This window comes from Arthrobacter sp. 05L417, assembly GCF_056397865.1.
In genome coordinates this window covers 1-546 of sequence record NZ_JBFTOG010000117.1, presented here as the reverse complement: position 1 = coordinate 546, position 546 = coordinate 1, and the positions used below count along the sequence as shown (strand labels likewise).

Annotated in this window: 1 pseudogene; it reads right to left on the bottom strand. The window is 65.2% G+C overall.

Annotation, left to right across the window (positions count from 1 at the left end):
• Positions 1–546, bottom strand: a pseudogene (locus AC1DJW_RS26565) (pyruvate dehydrogenase (acetyl-transferring), homodimeric type); the annotation flags it as partial.

Sequence of the window (546 nt, the reverse complement as noted above, 5' to 3'; positions counted from 1 at the left end):
GGGTGGATGAGCTGGCCCATGGGGGATTCCTTGTAGGCCAGGACGAGGTCCCGGTCCACGGAGAGGTAGTTCTGGCCCTTGGGGTTGTAGATCTTCGCGGTGGGGAAGAACGCGTCCATGCCGAAGGTGCGCGATTCGTCCGGCACGACCGGGACGAATCGTTTGCCGAAGTTCTTGTCCCGCATGAGGTCCTTCAGGAGCCTCACGAAGGCCATGGTGGTGGCGGCCTGCTGTTTGCCGGAGCCGCGCTTGGCGACCTCGTAGGACTTGGCCTCGGGCAGGGTCACCGGAGTGTGGGTGCTGCGGCGTTCGGGCACGGCACCGCCCAGGGCCGCGCGGCGGTCCATCATGTACCGGATTTCCGGGGCGTCCATGCCCGGGTGGTAGTACGGGGGACGGTACAGATCGGTGTCGAGCTGCTCGTCGGTGATGGGGATGCGCAGGTGGTCGCGGAAGGCCTTGAGGTCCTCCATGGTGAGTTTCTTCATTTGGTGGGTCGCGTTGCGGCCCTCGAAGTGGGGTCCGAGTCCGTAGCCCTTGACGGTT